17 protein-coding genes are annotated in these 15,301 nt (G+C 28.9%); 1 reads left to right on the top strand and 16 read right to left on the bottom strand.

All coding sequences use genetic code 11. The features are described 5' to 3' along the window. Nucleotides 1-85: 85 nt before the first annotated feature. The 13 genes from Fi14EGH31_RS05535 to Fi14EGH31_RS05475 all read right to left on the bottom strand — a co-directional run bounded on the left by Fi14EGH31_RS05535 (nt 86) and on the right by Fi14EGH31_RS05475 (nt 12,403). Nucleotides 86-1,702, bottom strand: coding sequence for a putative polysaccharide biosynthesis protein (locus Fi14EGH31_RS05535; protein ID WP_117788826.1), 1,617 nt, complete (start codon nt 1,700-1,702; stop codon nt 86-88). A 78-nt stretch (nt 1,703-1,780) separates the two neighbouring features. Continuing rightward, nucleotides 1,781-2,404 carry a hypothetical protein gene (locus Fi14EGH31_RS05530; protein ID WP_117347155.1) on the bottom strand — a complete coding sequence of 208 codons (624 nt, stop codon included), beginning with the start codon at nt 2,402-2,404 and terminating at the stop codon, nt 1,781-1,783. 62 nt (nt 2,405-2,466) lie between these two features. Next, nucleotides 2,467-3,894, bottom strand: coding sequence for a 6-phospho-beta-glucosidase (locus tag Fi14EGH31_RS05525; RefSeq protein WP_107030615.1), 1,428 nt, complete (start codon nt 3,892-3,894; stop codon nt 2,467-2,469). Nucleotides 3,895-3,986: 92 nt separating this feature from the next. Further along, nucleotides 3,987-4,691 carry a MurR/RpiR family transcriptional regulator gene (locus tag Fi14EGH31_RS05520; protein ID WP_022002263.1) on the bottom strand — a complete coding sequence of 235 codons (705 nt, stop codon included), beginning with the start codon at nt 4,689-4,691 and terminating at the stop codon, nt 3,987-3,989. A 50-nt stretch (nt 4,692-4,741) separates the two neighbouring features. Continuing rightward, entirely contained in the window at nt 4,742-5,635 is an 894-nt protein-coding gene (locus Fi14EGH31_RS05515) for an ROK family protein (RefSeq protein WP_107030614.1), read from the bottom strand. A gap of 25 nt (nt 5,636-5,660) precedes the next feature. Beyond that, a complete protein-coding gene (locus Fi14EGH31_RS05510) occupies nt 5,661-6,296 on the bottom strand; it encodes an RDD family protein (protein WP_022002264.1) in 636 nt (211 codons plus the stop codon). A gap of 12 nt (nt 6,297-6,308) precedes the next feature. After that, nucleotides 6,309-7,727: a 6-phospho-beta-glucosidase gene (locus Fi14EGH31_RS05505; protein ID WP_200765223.1), complete on the bottom strand. Its 1,419-nt coding sequence runs from the start codon at nt 7,725-7,727 to the stop codon at nt 6,309-6,311. After that, nucleotides 7,720-9,057, bottom strand: coding sequence for a PTS sugar transporter subunit IIC (locus tag Fi14EGH31_RS05500; RefSeq protein WP_022002266.1), 1,338 nt, complete (start codon nt 9,055-9,057; stop codon nt 7,720-7,722). Before Fi14EGH31_RS05500 ends, Fi14EGH31_RS05505 begins: the two co-directional genes overlap by 8 nt. Nucleotides 9,058-9,219: 162 nt before the next feature. Next, nucleotides 9,220-9,930, bottom strand: coding sequence for a MurR/RpiR family transcriptional regulator (locus tag Fi14EGH31_RS05495; protein WP_022002267.1), 711 nt, complete (start codon nt 9,928-9,930; stop codon nt 9,220-9,222). Nucleotides 9,931-9,989: 59 nt separating this feature from the next. Further along, nucleotides 9,990-10,541 (bottom strand): DUF3793 family protein, encoded by a 552-nt coding sequence (locus Fi14EGH31_RS05490; protein WP_117575909.1) that lies wholly within the window; start codon nt 10,539-10,541, stop codon nt 9,990-9,992. A gap of 2 nt (nt 10,542-10,543) precedes the next feature. Further along, a complete protein-coding gene (gene nrdI, locus Fi14EGH31_RS05485; RefSeq protein WP_117575910.1) occupies nt 10,544-10,894 on the bottom strand; it encodes a class Ib ribonucleoside-diphosphate reductase assembly flavoprotein NrdI in 351 nt (116 codons plus the stop codon). Between the two features lie 168 nt (nt 10,895-11,062). Beyond that, complete coding sequence (locus tag Fi14EGH31_RS05480) at nt 11,063-11,566, bottom strand: DUF4351 domain-containing protein (RefSeq protein ID WP_117575911.1); 504 nt, start codon at nt 11,564-11,566, stop codon at nt 11,063-11,065. Between the two features lie 84 nt (nt 11,567-11,650). Next, a complete protein-coding gene (locus Fi14EGH31_RS05475; protein ID WP_117865365.1) occupies nt 11,651-12,403 on the bottom strand; it encodes a hypothetical protein in 753 nt (250 codons plus the stop codon). A 239-nt stretch (nt 12,404-12,642) separates the two neighbouring features. Between Fi14EGH31_RS05475 and Fi14EGH31_RS05470 the strand changes: the two genes are divergently transcribed. Continuing rightward, complete coding sequence (locus tag Fi14EGH31_RS05470) at nt 12,643-13,029, top strand: hypothetical protein (RefSeq protein WP_117872467.1); 387 nt, start codon at nt 12,643-12,645, stop codon at nt 13,027-13,029. Here Fi14EGH31_RS05470 and Fi14EGH31_RS05465 read toward each other — a convergent pair. The 3 genes from Fi14EGH31_RS05465 to Fi14EGH31_RS05455 all read right to left on the bottom strand — a co-directional run bounded on the left by Fi14EGH31_RS05465 (nt 12,976) and on the right by Fi14EGH31_RS05455 (nt 15,300). Next, nucleotides 12,976-14,043 (bottom strand): IS3 family transposase, encoded by a 1,068-nt coding sequence (locus tag Fi14EGH31_RS05465; protein ID WP_032090451.1) that lies wholly within the window; start codon nt 14,041-14,043, stop codon nt 12,976-12,978. The two genes, Fi14EGH31_RS05470 and Fi14EGH31_RS05465, sit on opposite strands and share 54 nt — an antisense overlap. 56 nt (nt 14,044-14,099) lie before the next feature. Next, on the bottom strand, nt 14,100-14,453 hold the full coding sequence (locus tag Fi14EGH31_RS05460; protein WP_117575914.1) for an HTH domain-containing protein: 354 nt from the start codon (nt 14,451-14,453) through the stop codon (nt 14,100-14,102). 292 nt (nt 14,454-14,745) lie between these two features. Further along, complete coding sequence (locus tag Fi14EGH31_RS05455) at nt 14,746-15,300, bottom strand: hypothetical protein (RefSeq protein ID WP_200765222.1); 555 nt, start codon at nt 15,298-15,300, stop codon at nt 14,746-14,748. Between the last annotated feature and the right edge of the window lies 1 nt (nt 15,301).

Raw genomic sequence — 15,301 nt, 5'->3', positions numbered from 1 at the left:
ATAAATTAAAACAATAAGTTTGTCATATTTCAAAAAATACATCAAAAAATTGGATTTAAAAACGATTTTGTATTTCAAAAATCGTTTATTTCTTCATTATTCTCTTAATTTTATAATAAAGTGTTTTCATATAAGGAATTTCAAACAAATAAGCTGGATGTTCCCAATAAATATACATAATCATTATAAAATAAACAAATACGCCTACAACAACAGATAAAATAAGAGGTAAAAAGACTCTATGAGTAAGTGTAAATAAACCATAATAAACACCTAAAACAATCGCTCCCATAACCAATGAAGCTAATAAAGGAATCACATAAGTTCTTTTTATTTCTTGTTTATAGCCTATTTTTTGACGTAAAGCTTTTTGATTTAAATAACACACTTGAAGCGCATATGTACAGTTACCAAACACTAAAACATAAACCCCTAAAGGTGTAATAAACAATAATAACGCAATAATGATGATGTGACAGACAAGTGAAAATGCTGCATTTCTTAATGGAACATTCACTTCTCCTAAAGCTTGTAAAATCCCATTTGTAAGTGTTGATAAACCATAAAAGATAATCGCTGGAGATCCTAAAGCAAGCAATAATGTAGCTGTCATAATTGTCTCTTTTTGAGGAAATAAAACACCCATGATTGGATAAGATAATACTGCCATTCCTACTGCCGCTGGAATTAAAATCAACATTGTTACTGATAGCCCAGATGTAATATGTACTTTTGCTTCTTTAACATTTCCAAGTGCCCAAGCAGATGAAATAGAAGGAATAGAAGCTGTAGACATCGCTGAAGCTAGAGCAACTGGCACATTTTGTAAAACAACATATTTTCCTGCATAAACACCATAATTTGAAATATAAGTAATTTTATCAATATGATGAAATGATTGAGCAAAATAGAAAATATACATATCGATCGTAGTGACTAAATTATATACACAAGTTGCTAGAATGATGGGTGCAATAATATGCATGATCATTCTAAAAATTTCTTGATACGAATCTACTCGTTCACTCGCTTCTTCATCTTTTTCTTCTACAAAAGTATTTTTCTTTTTTAAATACATAAAAATCATGTAGATCAAACCAACTAAAACACCAGCCCCTGTTCCAATTGCAGAACCAGCAGCACCATATGATCCTACTTTTGTTGCATCTACACCAAGATATGGTTGAATAAAAATATATGCAGCTAGCAATGCAACAACTGCATTAAAGATTTGTTCAATGATTTGTGAAACAGATGTATAAACCGTTGTCTTATGTGCTTGAAAATATCCTCTAAATACTCCTAATAAGCCCGATAAAAAAATTGTTGGACATAAGACCCTTAGTGCAGGAACAGCATTAACATCCACAATGAATGGCGCCAAGATAAATAATAAAATTGCTGCACTCCCAGCAATGGCACAAACATAGATAAATACACATTTTAATATTCTTTTAACATTTTTATATTCTTTTAAAGCAATCTTCTCTGATATCAATTTAGAAATAGCTGTAGGAATACTATACGATGAAATAAGTAAAACTAACGCATAAATATTATAAGCTGTTGAATAATACCCATTTCCTTCGTCTAAAATCATCGCAGTTAAAGGGCTACGATATAAAAGCCCAATGATTCTAACTAAAATTCCTGCAAGTGCTAAAATTGATGCTTGTTTAACAATTGAATTAGAACGACTCATAACGACCTCACTTTCCAAAATTCATTATAACAAATATTACCATAAAACAAAATAAGCAATCTTATGATTGCTTATCTTTTATTCATCAATACCTGTAATGATCCATTTGTCATTTTTCTTTTCTAAAGTAAATGTTGCTGTTAGTTTTTCAGTAGGTGCGTTTTTATATGTTTCTGTCATGCTTTGATAAAGAATAGGTGCAATACCATCATATACTTTAATTTGATATGCTGATAGACCTTCTTCTTGATAGACTTTAGCAAGTTCATCTTGATGTTCTTCTACATATTGTTGTGCAGTTGTGTTTAATTCACTTTGATCAAAAGATACTTGTGAGTAATCTTTTTGTTTTCCTGTCACTTTAACTGTTGTTTTATCCCCATCTGCTTTGATATCTTTAATTTTGATATCTGTAAATAAATCTTTGAAAATAGCTTTTTTGAATTTATTTGTTTCATCAACAAAAACTTTACCATATTCTTCTTCAGTATATTGGCTTAATTCTTTTTCCATTTTTTCAAGATCCATTCCTGATAAAACATCTTCACTCGCTACCTTTTTAAGTTTTGTAATGTCGCATTCCTTTACATAATCAAAAAAGTTTGTTACAACTTCCTTTTGTTCATCTGTTGATGAAGAAGCACCACATCCAGCAACAAATACAAGTGCAAATACGCACATTAACTTCATTAACTTTTTCATACTATTCTTATCCCTCCATAGGATAATTATATCATAAAAAAAGAATGAGGACATCCCCATTCTTATAATTCTTCTCCGTTTGTTTCGATAACATGTTTATACCAATCAAATGATTTCTTTTTACTTCTAGAAAAATCACCTTCATGATTATTATTATAGTTAACATAGATAAATCCATAACGTTTATCATATTCACCAGTTGAAGCGGAAACAATATCAATTGGAGACCACATTGTATATCCAAGTAAATCAACACCATCATATTCAACAGCATCTTTCATTGCTTGGATATGTTCTTTTAAGTAATCGATACGGTATTGATCATCAACTGTACCATCTGCTTCTTTTTTATCGTAAGCACCAAATCCATTTTCAACAATCATCATTGGAAGTTCAAAACGGTCATTGAACCAGTTTAGACACCAACGTAATCCAAGTGGGTCAATTTGCCATCCCCAATCTGATGCTTTTAAGTATGTATTTCTTACGAAATCTTCAGGTACATAATCAAATGTTTTTTCATTACGTCCTTGATATTTTGTCGCAAATGACATGTAATATGAGAATCCAATATAATCTACTTTACCTTCAGCTAAGATTTTCTTATCTTCTTCAGTAATGAAATCATATCCTTTTCTTTCAAATTTCTTTAAGATATGACGAGGATAATGACCTCTAGCATGTACTTCTACATACCAATATTTTTGATGCATTGCACCTAGAGCATTCATTACATCTTCTGGTTTTGGTGAAGCTGGATAAACACCATTCATCCCAATCATACATCCTACTTGTAAATCAGGATTGATTTCATGTGCTGCTTTTACAGCTAATGCTGAAGCCACTAATTCATGATGTGCTGATAAATACATTAAATATTCTGCATCGTCACCTTCTTGAAGTAAAACAGCACCTTCTTGAATTAAGTTATGTTGTGTCGCATCAGCTTGGTTATTGATTTCATTGAAAGTCATCCAATATTTTACTTTATGTTGATATCTTTCAAAACATACTTTCGCAAATTTAACGAACATATCAATTGCTTGACGATTTCTAAATCCACCATATTCTTTAGCTAATGCCCAAGGTAATTCAAAGTGTGATAATGTAATAACAGGTTCAATACCATATTTATGACACTCATCAAATAAATCATCATAGAATTTTAAACCTTCTTCATTTGGTTCTTTTTCATCTCCTCTAGGGAAAATACGAGTCCATGCAATAGAAGTTCTAAATGCTTTAAATCCCATTTCTGCAAACAAAGCAACATCTTCTTTATAACGGTGATAGAAGTCAACACCTACATGGTTTGGATAATCTTCACCTTCAATAATACCATCAGTTAAACGTCTTGGCGCACCTGTAACGTTATCTCCTGCAGTTTCGACATCGCTACAGCTGATTCCTTTTCCACCTTCTTGCCAAGCACCTTCACATTGATGAGCAGCAACTGCTCCACCCCATAAAAAATCTTCTCTAAATCCCATTCTATTTCCTCCTTAAAATACACATCTATCATACCATTTTTTAGTACCGTTTTCATTAGTATAATAAAAATTGGTAAAGAAAATTTTGCCAACTATAAACTATTTGCTAGACACTCTAAAATATACAAAACAGGAACTTGGGTTACAGAATTAGCATAATATTTATCTTTTACATTAGGTAAATGGTAATTGATACATAAATCAGCCATTTGAGCCGCTTTATTATGACTATTTTCAGAAATTAAAATGACCTTCGTTCCATAACTTTTTAAATTCTGTATTCTTCCTAATACCTCTGTTGTATTTCCTGAAACCGATAAAATAATTGCGATCGCTTTTTCATAAAAATCAAGTCGCATACTAAAATCTTCTATATATAACGATCGTATTCCTTTTCGATTAAACAAACCATGGCCATATTGTGCAAGAATGCCTGATAAACCAATTCCATAAAAAATAACATCTCTTGCTTCTTTAATTAAAGCTACTGCCTCTTGAATTTCTTGATAAAACATCTCATTATCAACACTATAAAAAAAATTAAAAATATGTTCTAATTGAAATGTATTGGTATTTACTTGTTCATGTTCTTCTAATTTTAAATAAGCTTTATATTCTCCAAATCCTTCAAAGCCTAATTTTTGGCAAACTCTTGTAATCATAGCTGTTGATACATGTAATTGATTTGCTAGATCTTTTAATTTCATTGAAATAACCATGTTTTTATTTTGTATTAAATAAAAATAAATATCATATTCTAAAGGATTTAAATTTGTTATTACTTCATTTACTTCCATTTACATCACCAAATACATTTTACTAAAAAAAAACTACTAATCAAGTATGATTAGCAGTTATATATCTTTTTATAGTTTGCAAGTGCACCTATTAAATTTGAATCATTATCATATTTACAACGAACAATGTTTACTTGAGGAATTGGAACATCAATTGACTGATAAATCTTATCCAGTGATTTTTGAAGATATTCTAATAAAATTGGTTGTTTACTAATACCTCCACCAATAGCAATTTTATCAGGATCAATAACCGCTTGTAAATTATATAACCCTGTCGCTGTTATATTACAAAATTCTTCTAAAGCTTTTAAAGCATCTTTATCTCCTTGATTACAATATTCAAAAGCTTGTACACCATCAATTTCTTCTACTAATCCTTTAGCTTTAGCTATCATTTCAACCAATGTAAACGCTCCAAAATCAGTTCCCCATTTATTTTCAAAGCCTAAATTCTTTTTCCAATCTATTGATAAATAACTAAATTCTCCAGCAAAGCCATGAACACCGGTAAAGACTTTATCTCCAATAGTTACACCTCCACCGATACCAGTACCAATAATACAAACAGCACCTACTTGGCTGTCTTTTAAACTGCCATAAACAACCTCGCATAAAGCTGCACATTTAGCATCATTTTCAATTGTTAAACGATCTGTTGTAACTGATTTCAACTCTTTTAAAATGTCAACATCTTGATTATAAAGTAATGCTCCTGGTATTTGCATTTTATTCGTTTTTTTATTAATTAAACCAGGAAGTGACATAGCAATTCCATCTACACGTTCTTGATATTTTTGATAAAGATTTTGAACTTCTTTTTTGAAATCTTCTAATGATGTTTTAGGTGTTGGTACTTGCCCTTTTTCAAGAAACTCTAATTCATCATTCATTAAAGCATATTTGATTGCACTTCCACCTACATCTAATACTAAATATTCCATAACTTTCCTCTAAAAGAAAATCAGGCTACTTACCTGATTTTCTTTTTACTTTCTTTCTTTTCTTTTGATAATATGTATAATCATTGCTTTCAAGATATACTTCTCGTGTATCAGCAAATAGATCATGTAACGGTCTTCTTGATTTTAAAACAATCATTAAAATCACTGAAATAAGTGTCATAAATATTCCAAAATAAGCATAATACTTTGGAATATTTAAACCTGTTACAACTTGTAATAATTGATGTAATATATTACTTGAAGTAAATACACTTCCTTCAACTAATAAAATCATTATAAATTGTCGAATAAATAATTGTTTATTTGTTACTTCATCATAATTATTTGCAATAATTTTTAAATGAAAGATTTTTTTCCCTAATGTTTGTCCTTTAAAAACAAACATTGGAACTAAAACATAATATCCACTAGCAACAATAAATGATAGACTTCCAGCAATGATATTGTAAGGTGCATGAAAGATGGATAAATTTTGAGGTATATACGTTGCATCTTGATGTAACATCATATAAATAACAATCACTGGTAAAGAGGCAATCATTCCTCCAATATACCAATCAAAAGCATAAGATAAAATTCTTCTAATCCATCCTATATCATTAGGAATATCTTTTTTTAGTTGTAGAAAGTAATTGTTCATATAATTCTCCTTTTATAACACTTCACCGTTGGTTTCAATAACTTTTTTATACCATTCAAAAGAATCTTTTTTACTTCTTTTTAATGATCCTGAACCATCATTATTTTTATCAACATAAATAAATCCGTAACGTTTTTTCATTTCTCCAGTTGAAAAACTTACACAGTCAATACAACCCCAAACAGTATATCCTAATAAATCAACACCGTCTATATCTACAGCTTTTTTCATTTCTTGAATATGTTCTTTTAGATAATCAATACGATATTGATCATGAACTGAACCATCAACTTCTTTTTGATCGATTGCACCAAAACCATTTTCAACAATAAACATTGGAAGTTGATAACGGTCATATAACCAATTTAATGTATATCTAAGACCTTTAGCATCAATTGGCCATTCCCATTGTGTTTTTTGAATATAAGGATTATCGCATAAATCATTTTCTTCATCATAATCAAGATTAATATTACCATCACCTTTTGTTGCAAAAGACATGTAATAACTAAAACCTATATAATCAACACAACCATGTTTTAAGGCTTCTAAATCTTCTTGAGTTAAATCTAAATCATATCCTTTTCTTTTAAAGAATGATTTCATATAACCAGGAATAATTTCTCTAGCATGAACGTCTAAATACCAGAAACGTTTATGATTCGCTCCTACAGCTTTTAACATATCGTCTGGATTACATGAATAAGGATAGATTGGTGTCATGGCCATCATACATCCAATCATTAAATCAGGATTGATTTCATGTGCTATTTTTACAGCTTTTGCACTAGCAATTAATTCATAAAGTGCTGCTTGATAAACAATTGCTTCACGATCTTCTCCTTCTTCAAATAAAATACCTGAGTTTGTAAAAACTGCCACATCTGCTTTATAGTTTGCTTGATTATTGATTTCATTGAAAGTCATCCAATATTTGACTTGATGTTGATATCTTTCAAAACATACTTTCGCAAATCTTACAAAACAATCGATCAGTTTTCTATTTCTCCAACCACCATATTTTTTTACTAAACCATAAGGCATTTCAAAATGGCTTAAAGTAATAACGGGTTGAATACCATTTTTTAATAATTCATCAAACATCTCATCATAGAATTTTAAACCATCTTCATTAGGTTCTAATTCATCCCCTTGAGGAAAGATTCTTGCCCAAGAAATAGATGTTCTAAAACATTTGAATCCCATTTCTTTAAACAAAGCAATATCTTCTTTATAATGATGATAAAAATCAATAGCTTCATGATTAGGATAAAATTCATTAGGTAAAATCGTATCTGTAATTTGTCTTTTTTTACCAACACCCCCAACTGTCATCATATCTGAAACATTGAGACCTTTTCCTTTTTCATTATAGCCACCTTCTACTTGGTGAGCAGCAACAGCTCCACCCCATAAAAAATCCTTACGCATTTTCTGCTCCTTCTGCTTTTAGGGCTGCTTTTGTACTTGCGATAACAAATGGTAAATAAATTAAAGTACTTACACCAACACAGACAAAACCAATAACTAAAGCCATGATATTATTTGCTCCTGAACCTAAGAAAGGAATCAAGAAACCTGGTGTTGTCCATGCAACACTATAAGCAACTGGTGGAATGATTTTAATGACACATACACAGAACCATCCAATAATGTTACATACGACCGGTGATAAAATAAATGGAACAATATACATTGGATTCATAACTAATGGTAAACCAAAGATAATTGGTTCATTGATATTAAATAAACCTGGTGCAAGTGACATTTTACAAATTTGATATTGTGCCTTATTCTTTTTACCAACAATAAATGTTGCAATAATTAAACCTAAAGTTGCTCCGGAACCTCCTGTATTACCAAAAGCATCATTAATAGATCCCCAGTTAATTGGATAAGGGGCACCCCATGCAGTTCCATGTGCAGCTACATAAGCTAAGTTCATATTTTGTTGTTCTGTAAAGATCACTGAACGTAATGCATTTAAAGTGTTTGGACCATGGATTCCTAAAACCCATAAGAATTGTTGTACAACAACAAAAACAATAATTGTTCCCATTGAGCTTCCTAAGCTTGTAAGTGGTGCTTGAATCATGTTATAAATCAATACTTGAATACCATCACTTGTAATATTATTGAAAATAAAGTTAAGAACACCTGTAACCGCTAGAACAATCATAATTGGTAATAATAAATTAAATGATTGAGATACTGCTGGTGGTACTTGTTCAGGCATTTTAATAACAAGTTTTTTGTTATTCCCTAAACGTGTTAATAATTCAGCGACAAATAAGCCAACAAATAAAGCAACAAATAAACCTTGTGCTCCAAAATATGTAGTCATTAAACCACTTCCAGATTTATCAGCAAAATTTCTTGCTGCTGGATATAAAATGAAATAAGCAGCTAAAGCTGTAATTCCACATAAAACTTGATCTCCTTGCATTTCTTGTGCTAATTGATAAGCTACTAGAAAAGCAATTAAAATTGCTAAAATATTTGTTGTCCCATTAATAACAGAACTCAATACTGCTTGATAATCAGCTAAATTAGGAATTAAATCTCCTAAATGTAATAAACTTGCAACAAATCCTGTTGGATCTAAAAATACATAGTTTATTAATAATACCATCGACCCTGCCATTGTAAGCGGGAATGATAAAGTAAAAGCATCTCTTACTGCAGCAACATGTCTTTGACTATTAATTTTTGCAGCAAAAGGAACAAAGAATCGTTCCATGAACGCTTGCATTTTTTCCATATAATTTCCTCCATTAAATATTTATATTTGGCCAAATGATCAAGATATCTTCTTGATACAAAAAAAGAATATCACGCTTATATTTTTCATTCAATAAAATTGTAAGCGCTATATTCTATGTTACATTTCTGTTTTTTGTTATTTTAAAAAAACGTTTGTTTTTTAATCGTTACGTGCTAATCTTTCAATAATAGCAACTGCAAGAATTTGACTTGTCAGATCTATTTGATCAATATTATCTATTTTTAAAAAGTAAGGAATAGATATATCACTCATTAAAGCAAGCGGTGATTTCATATTGGCTGTAATAGAAATAATACAGGCGCCAAATGTTTTACACGACTCTACAATACGAAGTAATTCAGGTGTTTTCCCTGATATAGACAAAGCGATAATAACCGTATCTTCCATTGAAGCATTAATACGCATAAAAGGATCATTGATAACATTGGCATATTTTCCAGCACTTGAAAAAATACGTGCTCCATATGCTCCTATCAATCCTGAATTTCCAACACCTGTAAAAATCAAATTATTATGATTGCCTATCATCACCTTGGCAAGATGTAATTTTTCTTGATAGTATTCATTGTCTAATTGAATTAAAGCACCTATAACTTGTTTATCATCATATATTCTTTTAGATTCTCTTGATTTTCTTTCTTGCAAGCGATAAGCTAATTTAAATTCTTTAAAACTTTTATATCCCATTTTTTTTACATAATTTAAAATAACAGTTGTAGAAACTTGTACTTTATCTGCTAGTTCTCTAATTGTCATAAAAGGAAATTCTAGTGAATGCGCTAAAATATATTGATATACTTTTATTTCCTTTTCATTTAATTTTTCAATTGCTTTTTCTTTTTCTAACATAACTTTCACCTAAAAACATTATAAACAAAAATAAAAATTGGTAAAGAATTCTTTACCAATTAGACATATCTGCATATTTGCTCAACGCTTTCTCCTTGATTAAATCTTTTACATAATTCATGTGTACATTTATGATATTTATCAAATGTATGCTGACAATTTTTAACATGACTATAAACTTTCCAATAACCAACACTTAAATGTTCTTTCCCTTCAATAAAACCTAAAACATCTGTCATAGGATATCCTAAAAACAAACCGATTTCATGAGGAAAATCATAATCATTGAGGCGTTTTTGTAAATCTAGGATAAGAGTATCTAAAGATGTACAATTGTAATCATATTGTTTAAAGATATTTTGGATTTGTTTACATGCGCATAATTTATTTAACTTTTCTTTTTGATAAACATAAATCATAGAACGTTCTTTTATTTTAAGTACTTTTAAATAAATATCTTTTTTATTTAAAAGTTCATTATAATATTGGATACATTCTTCTAAATCATCAAGATCATTTAAATTATAAATACATGCAACTTTAAGTTTTGTAAGTGTTGGTGAAGCATAAAAGATTAATCTTCTTTCAAATTCGTAAGCAGACAATGGCATAATTAAGCAATCATTTTTTTGATAGCTTCGATATCTTCGTCACTACCATCATTTTCTACTTTATATAAGCATGGTACATTATATTGTTCAGCAATGACATCTCCTGCTTTACAATAAGCTTCTCCATATCCAGTATCACCACTTACAACAACACCTTTTAGATGTTCACTTTGACTTTGTAAGAATTCATCTACTTCGTAAGGAACATCTCCAAAACCATCAGTATAAGTAAATAAGATATAGTCTTCTTCTACTGTTTCACTTCCATCTTCAACTTTTAAAGCATCTTCAATTCCTAATTTAGAAATAATACTTTCAACATTTCCTGTTCTTGATGCATATACGACTTTCATTTTCTTCCTCCTTTAGTTAGCTACAACTAACTCACGATATTATGTTAGCATAAGCTAACTTAACTGTCAAATATTTTCATTTCTAGTTTGTCTTATCTAATAAAATATATACAAAAAGCTATAAAGAATTTCTTGATTGACAAGATTAGATTCTTTATAGCTCATCTTTTAATTCATTAAATTTAAAACATCTTCTTCACTATTAATATTAAAGATATTTAATGTAAGTTCATTCAATTTTTCTAGCGATGTTTCTGTAAGTTGTTTTTCTAAAGGACTTGATAAAGTTCCTAGTTTCACTTTAAGCAGTTCTTTTAAAGTACTTTGTTTTTCTTCTTGTCTAACTTTTTTAATTCCAATACTTTCTCCCTCGTTTCTCATTCTTTGAAATAATTGATTCATTGCTACACACATATTGATTTCATCTCCTCCTAGTAAGTCTTCTTCTTTAATGTCTGTATGCGTAAAGATGGCTGCCATCTTAAAACTCTCTGCACAGATCATTCGATTTTTTCTTAATCCTTCATAGTCTCCTTTAAGCATACTTTGACTGATCTCTACTATTTCTTTTAATCGCTGACTTTTAAGTATTCTAGTATCTCTTTTTTTATATTGATGTAAGGAATTTTCTTGATTTAATTGTATTATATGTTTAATGATAATTTGTCTCATATTTGTTTCATTTCTATTATTATTTTATCTTCTTTTTTCCTTCTTTCAATGGACGGATAGTCCAATAAAAAAGATGCTCTACATTTAATTGTAAGCATCTTGATTTTCATCTTCATCTAAATAATCTTTATAATCTATACTAAAGAAACGATGTTGATTCATTTTCCATAAATTGGGATTAAAATCATCTAATTGATGATTAATAATAATTTCATTAATAAGTACAGACAATCCTAAAACATCTACTAATAAATCTGGTTGGTTTAATATTTGAATCGTATTAGCAATAAATATTTGAATCAAATCTGTTGGTTCATCTTGATCAAAGAATAAATCAACAGCTTCATTTATTGCATCAATATCACATTTTTTTATAGTTCCTACTGTTTCTACAAATATTTTATTTAACTCATAAGCTGCATCTTTATATGTGTCTAATTCCACAGAAATCATTTCTTCATTTAATTGTGGATTAAGCCTTATAAACTCTTGAATATATTCTTCTTTATATTCATTAATTGTATTAAAGATCGTATTCGTACATGCTGCTAAAACAGGTGCATCAAGCCCTATATGATGAATAAGTTGATCAAAAATATAATCAATTCTTTCAACATCATTATTTGAAATACGCTCATGATACATGATTTCTGTAAATTCATCTGTTAAATTTTGGATACGTTCTCTATTATTTGCATACGTACTGATTTCGTTTAATACTTTTTGATTGATATTATTCATTTCATAAATAATTGATGATTTTTCAACATCATCCATCATTGTTTCAACTTCACTTTTTTCAAATAAATCATTAATATTAATTTTAAATTGTTTCATGATTATCCCCTTTCAATTATTCTTATTTAATCATATATTTAAAATAATGTGAATATTATCCGTATACTATTATATAACATTATTTCTCGATAATCATTAGCTAAATAATCCAAAAAAAGGGGATGTTACGAAATAATTTTAAAATGGATCCTGTAAAACGGACACAAGAAAAAAGTACTTAAATTTGAATAAAAATGAATATATTCTCAAGGTATAAAAAACCAGGAGGATATATTTTTATGTCTAAATATTGTAAATATGTAATTATAAAAAACAATGAATTTAAAATTTTAAAAACTAAACGAATGACAGATCTAGTTAAAAGAGAACTGGGTGTCTTTGATTATCGTAATTATCTGTTTGAAGAAGATCTTTCAATCTATCTTCTTGTAAAGGATTTAAGCATTTATGATGATGATACAACTATTATCTATAGAGGGTATTTGAATGATTGTGATGGTGTATTTAATGGAACTGTAATCTTTACTAAGATGGATGAACTTGGTTATGTATCTCTTTCAGATAATGATGTTGATTTAATCCTTAAACATTTATGCAAGCTGCCTAATGGGTTATTTGAAATGAGATATTCTATTGATAACACTTATCAATCTTTTGATTGTTAAGTCCTTATTTAGATTTTGTCTGACCTGTTTGAATTTTGCTTTATATTCAGCAGGTTCTTTTGTTATATGATTCAATGGATAGTTTCCTGTCTTGTAATACTCAAAATATTCATTTGGTGACAGTTTAGCCAGTTTGTATTGATAACGTTCATTATTGTAATAATCAATGTAGCTATCAATCACTTCTTTTAATTCATCATACGTTGATGCTGCATTTATATATTTGTCAACCTCATCTTTCATATGTCCAAAGAATGACTCTTGGGGAGCATTGTCCCAACAGTTTCCTCTTCTTGACATTGATTGCCTTATTTCTAAATCTTTTAGAAGATCAATAAACATAACGCTTGTATAATGAGCACCCTGATCACTATGAATCAATGCATCAGTATGAATGTTATGTTTATGATTTTCAAATAGCTGATTTATTGTTTCTAATACAAAATCCTCTTCCAATGAAGATGACAATACATATGAAAGAATTTGTTTTGTAAAACCATCTTTTACCACAGAAAGATAAGCTTTTGAACGTTTTTGACCATAAAATAGATAGGTAATATCTGTTTCTAACACATATCCAGGTCCATATTCATCAAAATGCCTTTTTAAAATATTATCCGCATAATTTGATGTCTTCAATGCTTTAGCCATTCTTCTTGCAGGATTTGCTTTCCTTATAGGACAAAATAAATTAAATTTTTTCATCAATCTTGTTATTTTCTTATGATTCATCAAGACTCCCATATGAAGAAGACACATATGAATACCACGTCTGCCTTTATCATAACCTTTAAAATTGTAGGCCTCTAAAATCAATTCGAAGTCTTTAAGATCCTGTTCTTCTTTCTTGTTATATGTTGATGATAAATCGTTTTTTCTTTTTTTCCATGAATAGAATCCACTTCTTGATACTCCGGCATTTTCACAAAGATACGAAACTGTTAATACATTATTTTTTGAGTTTAAAGTTCTATCGATAAGTTCATATTTTTCTCTTACTGTTTGTTCTTCGATTGTTTTGAAATTTGCTTTCTGTTGATAAATCTCACTCTTTTTAAAAAATCATTCTCCTATTGGAGAACTTTGTTCTTATGTTTCAATCTTTCGATCTGTTCTTCTAAAGATAGCTCTTTGGCAGATGGTCTACCTGAATTATCTTTTCTTGTATCTTTAAATCCTTCTACTCGTTGAGTTTGTTTTTTTAAACGCTCAGTAAAAGTATTTCTTCGTTTAGCTCCTAATACATTTGGATCAAATCCATATTTTTTAAATATTTCAATGGGTTGTATTCCATTTTGATAATCAATCCAATATAGTTCTTTGAATTCTTCTGCATAAGTTATGCTTTTATTAGAAACTTTCTTTACATATGGATTCTTTTCAAGCTCTTTGACCTGTTCTTCTGTAAAATAATTAACCCCCATAAACACACCACTATTCCTTCAATTATCATAATACACAAAATAAAATCCCTGTAAAACAGGACTAAGCACCAAAGTACTTTTTTTCTTGTGTCCGTTTTACAGGGTCCATTTTATAGAAGGTATTGCTCTAATTTAACCAAAAAAAAAGCAACTCACTTAAAGTAAAAAAATAAGTGAATTACTTTTATATACAATATGTACTAAACAGTTTTTTAATTAAACCCACATTCAAAATTCATATCTAATTTTTCTTTATAAAATATAATTTTGAGGAAATAAAATAGAATATTTATTAATCTATTTTAAAAAGTACTTTTATCTCTATATTATCATTTTTTATTTGAAGCTTTCTTTTTTTTACAATACATTCATCATAGCTATCATTAAATTTAAATACTTTATCTGTACATAATGTTAAAATCTTTAAAACTACAAATTCATTGACCTCATATAAATAAAATTCAAAAGTTTTATTATACAAACAAAATTCAGCAATTTGTTTTAGAATTGACTTTATCTCTTTAACAAAATTTTCATTTTCTAAAATTCTTGTATTATTTATCGTGATAACCTTCTTTATTGAAAATCCATCATTTTCTAATGAAATAAAGTATTTAATAATTTCTTCATCAAATAATTTGACACCTGTAAAATTAGAGAATTTATAAAAATCAAATTTATTTAATTGTGTTTCTATAAGTCTTTCAATTGCATCATAATCATTCGTATCTAAATAATGCTTAAAGGACATCAAAATGTAACACATCATGTGTTTTTCTTGTAGCATTTGATAAGAAAGCTTATTAATCTTTTCATAAGTTTCTGTTGCATACTTACTTTTTACCAAT

Source organism: Faecalibacillus intestinalis (assembly GCF_015097455.1).
Lineage (GTDB): Bacteria > Bacillota_I > Bacilli_A > Erysipelotrichales > Coprobacillaceae > Faecalibacillus > Faecalibacillus intestinalis.
This window is presented reverse-complemented; position numbering and strand designations above follow the sequence as displayed.